Genomic DNA, 3,977 nt, shown 5'->3' with positions numbered 1-3,977 from the left:
GGCGGGCAGCGCGGCCGGCAGGTCGAACAGCAGCCCGCGCGGGCCGGGCTCGGCGGCCAGGACCGCGGCGAGCAGCGCGCCGTCGTCGCCGCCGAGGTCCGCGATCGTCCCGAACCGGGAGAAGTCGCAGACCCGCACGAGCCCGTGGGCGAACTCGGCGGTGGCGCGGCCCTGCGCGGCGCGGTAGGCCGTCCCGAGGACGGGGTCGCGCAGCGCGGACTCGCGGGCGGTCAGGCCGGTTCCTGGGTCGCGCCACGGCTCGCCCGTCCGGACGACCCGGGTGAGCGAGCCCCACGCGGCCCACAGCTCCGGGGTGATCGACAGCAGCACGTCGTCGCGGACCGAGCCGGGCGCGTCCGAGCGCAGCAGCCCGCCGGTCTCGGTCAGCGCGAAGCGGTCGGCGTCGAGCTGCTCCAGCATGCCGAGCCCGGCCAGGGCGCGCAGCAGCCGCCGGAGCGCGTCCGGGTCGGCGCCGGTGAGCTTGGCGGTCTCCGCGACGTCGCCGGGGCCGTCGCCGATCGCGTCGGCGACGCCCAGCTCCGCCGCCGCGTGCAGGATCTGCGCGGGCAGGTAGCCGGCGAGCATCTGGGGCAGGTCGGGTTCCACAGGGGCCTCCCTGGTCAGCGGTGCGGTCAGCGGTCCGGTCAGAGGTGGGGGCAGGAGTGGGGCCGCGGTCAGCGGGTGTGCAGGGGGAGCCTGTTGACGCCGATCATGTCCGGCGTCCCGAAGAAGCCGGGCGGGTCGTCCGGGTCGGCGCGCAGCTCGGCGAAGCGGTCCAGCAGGCCGTTCAGCGCGATCCGGCCCTCCAGGCGGGCGAGGCCCGCGCCGATGCAGAAGTGGATTCCCCAGCCGAACCCGAAATGGGGGTTGGGGTCGCGGTCCGGGTCGAACCGGCCGGGGTCGGGGAACGCCGCGGGGTCCCGGTTCGCCGCGCCCAGCCACAGGAAGACCAACTGGTCCTTGGGGATGCGGTACCCGTTGACCTCGGCGTCGGTGTTGGTCGCCCGGGTCAGGACGGTCGCGGGCGGCAGCACCCGCAGCGCCTCCTCCATCGCGCCCGGCACGAGCGACCGGTCGGCGCGCACCCGCGCGGCCTGCTCCGGGTCGTGGTCCAGGCACAGCAGGGTGTTGCCGAGGATCATCGACGTGGTGATGTGCCCGGTGATCAGCATGATGTTCGCGACGTTGACGGCCTCGTTGTCGGTGAGCCGCTCGCCGTCCACCTCGGCGGTCGCGAGCCGCGTCAGCAGGTCCTCGCGCGGGTGGCGGCGCCGCTCCTCGACGTGCTCGCGCAGGTACGCCAGCAGCGGCTGCATCCGCTCGGTGCCCGCCGCGATGTCCGCCGCGCCGTTCTCCTCGTCCAGGGAGGAGAAGCCGCTGAAGCTCTCGATCACGTTGTCGGCCCAGCCGCGGAACATCTCCCGGTCGCTCGGCGGGACGCCCAGGAGCTCGGCGATGACGATCACCGGCAGCGGGTAGGCGAGGTCCGCGACCAGCTCGATGTCGGGCTTGCCGTCGATCGCGTCCAGCAGCTCGGCGGTGATCGCCTCGATCCGCGGTTCCAGCGCCGCGATCGCCTTCGGCGTGAACGCCGGGGTGAGCAGCTTGCGGAACTTCAGATGGCGTGGCGGGTCCAGCTGCGAGAGGTCGCCCTCCATCAGCGAGTCGTCCACGCCGACCGGCAGCAGCCGCGCGGTGTGGGACGAGAACACCTGGTGGTCGCCGAGCATCTCGCGGCACTCGGCGTGGCCCCAGACGTTCCAGAGGCCCTGCTCGGCGTCGAACTCGACCGCCTCGGCGGGCCGTTCGCCGTGCAGCCAGCGGTGCTCGGGGTGGATGTTCCAGCGGGAGACGACGTCGGTCATGGTGTCCGCCCTTCTTTACTTGACCAGGACGGGCAGGCTGTCCAGCCCGCCCGCGTCGGCGATCTGGTAGAACGACGGCGGCGCGTCCGGATCGGTGCGCAGGTCCGGGAACCGGTCCATCAGGACGCCGACCGACGAGCGCGCCACCATCCGGGCGAGCCGCCGGCCGATGCAGAAGTGGATGCCCCGGCCGAAGCCCAGGTGCGGGTTGGGCGTGCGGCCCGGGTCGAACTCGTGCGGACGGTCGAACGCCCGCTCGTCCCGGTTCGCCGCGCCCGTCCACGCCATGACGAGCTGGTCCTTGGGGATCTGCTGCCCGGCGATCACCACGTCCTCGTTGGTGACCTTGCCGACCGTGGAGATCGGGGACAGGAAGCGCAGCGACTCCTCGATCATCGGGGCCATCAGCGCGCGGTCCGCGCGCACCCGCTCGCGCTGCTCGGGGAAGGTGTCCAGGATCAGCACCGTGTTGCCGATCAGCATGGACGTGGAGTGGTGGCCGTTCACGACCAGCCGGTTGGCGATGTTGAACACCTCGGTCTCGCCGAGCTTCTCGCCCTCGTACTCGACCTGGACGAGGTGGCTCATGAGGTCCTCGCGCGGCCTCCTGCGGCGTTCGGCGGCCAGCGCGCTCCAGTACTCGCGCATCTCCCGCAGCAGGTCGAACGCGCGCTGCAGCTCGTGCACCTGCTCCTTGATGACCTCGGGCGACTCGAAGTCGTCGGCGTCGTCCACCATCCGGTGCGACCAGCGGTGGACGGCCGGACGGTCCTCGCGCGGCACGCCCAGCAGCTCGCAGATCAGGTTCAGCGGCAGCGGCGTCGCGAGCTCGGCCACCAGGTCGAAGCCGTCGCGGCCCTCCAGCCCGTCGAGTAACTCGTGGGTGAGCGAGTCCACGCGGGACTCCAGCGAGGCCACCAGGTTCGGGGTGAACGCGAAGTCCACCAGGCCGCGCACCTTGCGGTGCTCCGGCGGGTCAAGCTGCGAGAAGTCGCCCGCGCAGATGTCGGCGGGCAGCTCCATCGGGTCCAGCCGTCCCGCGTTGTTCGAGAACACCTTCGGCGTGGTGAGGATCTCCACGACCTCCGGATAGCCGTAGACGTTCCACATCTGGAGCTCTTCGTCGTAGTCCACGATCCGCTCCGGGCGCTGCCCGTGCACCCAGACGTGCTTGGGATGCGTCCGCCAGTCCTCGACGCGCATGGCACGCACTTCCTCTCCGCTGGTCGTCTGCTTCGGTGGTTCGGAAACGGGGTTAGGCGTCACGCCCCGCCCGCCGCGCCGGTCGTTCCGCCGGTTGCGGCGGTCTCCGCGGTTCCCGCGGCGACGAGGTCGATGAACCGGCGGGCGGTGGAGTGCGCGTAGAACTCGCGCGGCGTGATCACGGGCAGGCCCCTCTCCTCCAGCTCGGTGAGCACCCGGAGGACGAGCAGCGAGCTCCCGCCGAGTTCGAAGAAGTTGTCGTCGAGCGTCACCGGGGCGTGCAGGCAGCGGCTCCAGATGTCGAGCACCTGCGCTTCCAGGCCCTCGGAGGGAGCCGGCGCCGACTCCGGTTCCGGTGCGTGGGCGGCGGGTTTCGGGAGCTTCGCCAGGTCGGGCTTGCCGTTGGTGGTGAGGGGGATCTCCGGCACCGCCGTCAGGGAGGCGGGCGTCATGTAGTCGGGCAGGAGGCGGCGCGCGTCGGCCAGGACGCGGCGCAGGACGGCCGACGTGTGGCGCTGGTCGGCCGACGTGTCGCGTGGGTCACCGCCCTCGCCGGCCTCACTGGCCAGCACGACGTAGCCGTCGATCCGTCCGCCCTCCGGGTCGTCCGGGCCGCCCGCGCGCAGCACCACGGCCGCCGCCGTCACCCTCGGGTCGGACGCCAGCACCGCGCGGATCTCGCCCGGCTCCACCCGGTGCCCGCGCACCTTGATCTGGTCGTCCAGGCGGCCGAGGTGGTCCAGGCGGCCGTCCGGGCGCAGCCGGCCCCGGTCGCCGCTGCGGTACAGCCGCGCGCCGGTCGCCTCGTCCCGGACGAACCGCTCGGCGGTCAGCTCCGGCCTGCCGAGGTAGCCGTCCGCGACGCCCGCGCCGCCGACCCAGATCTCGCCCGCCGCGCCGGGCGGCAGC

At 73.0% G+C, this 3,977-nt stretch carries 4 protein-coding genes; all 4 read right to left on the bottom strand.

Features of this window, described 5'->3' with window-relative positions; all coding sequences use genetic code 11:
• A partial coding sequence (locus DZF91_RS27195) for a methyltransferase family protein (RefSeq protein WP_268915982.1) occupies window positions 1-606 on the bottom strand: 606 nt, incomplete at its 3' end.
• Window positions 607-674: 68 nt separating this feature from the next.
• Window positions 675-1,865, bottom strand: a complete 1,191-nt coding sequence (locus DZF91_RS27190; protein WP_117360005.1) for a cytochrome P450 — start codon at window positions 1,863-1,865, stop codon at window positions 675-677.
• Between the two features lie 15 nt (window positions 1,866-1,880).
• Window positions 1,881-3,068, bottom strand: coding sequence for a cytochrome P450 (locus DZF91_RS27185; protein ID WP_117360004.1), 1,188 nt, complete (start codon window positions 3,066-3,068; stop codon window positions 1,881-1,883).
• A gap of 59 nt (window positions 3,069-3,127) precedes the next feature.
• A partial coding sequence (locus DZF91_RS27180) for a non-ribosomal peptide synthetase (RefSeq protein WP_147341407.1) occupies window positions 3,128-3,977 on the bottom strand: 850 nt, incomplete at its 5' end.

Source organism: Actinomadura logoneensis (genome assembly GCF_003428695.1).
In the GTDB taxonomy this organism is placed as follows: domain Bacteria; phylum Actinomycetota; class Actinomycetes; order Streptosporangiales; family Streptosporangiaceae; genus Spirillospora; species Spirillospora logoneensis.
Note: the sequence above shows the minus strand (reverse complement) of the source record. Positions and strands in the feature narration are given on the sequence as shown.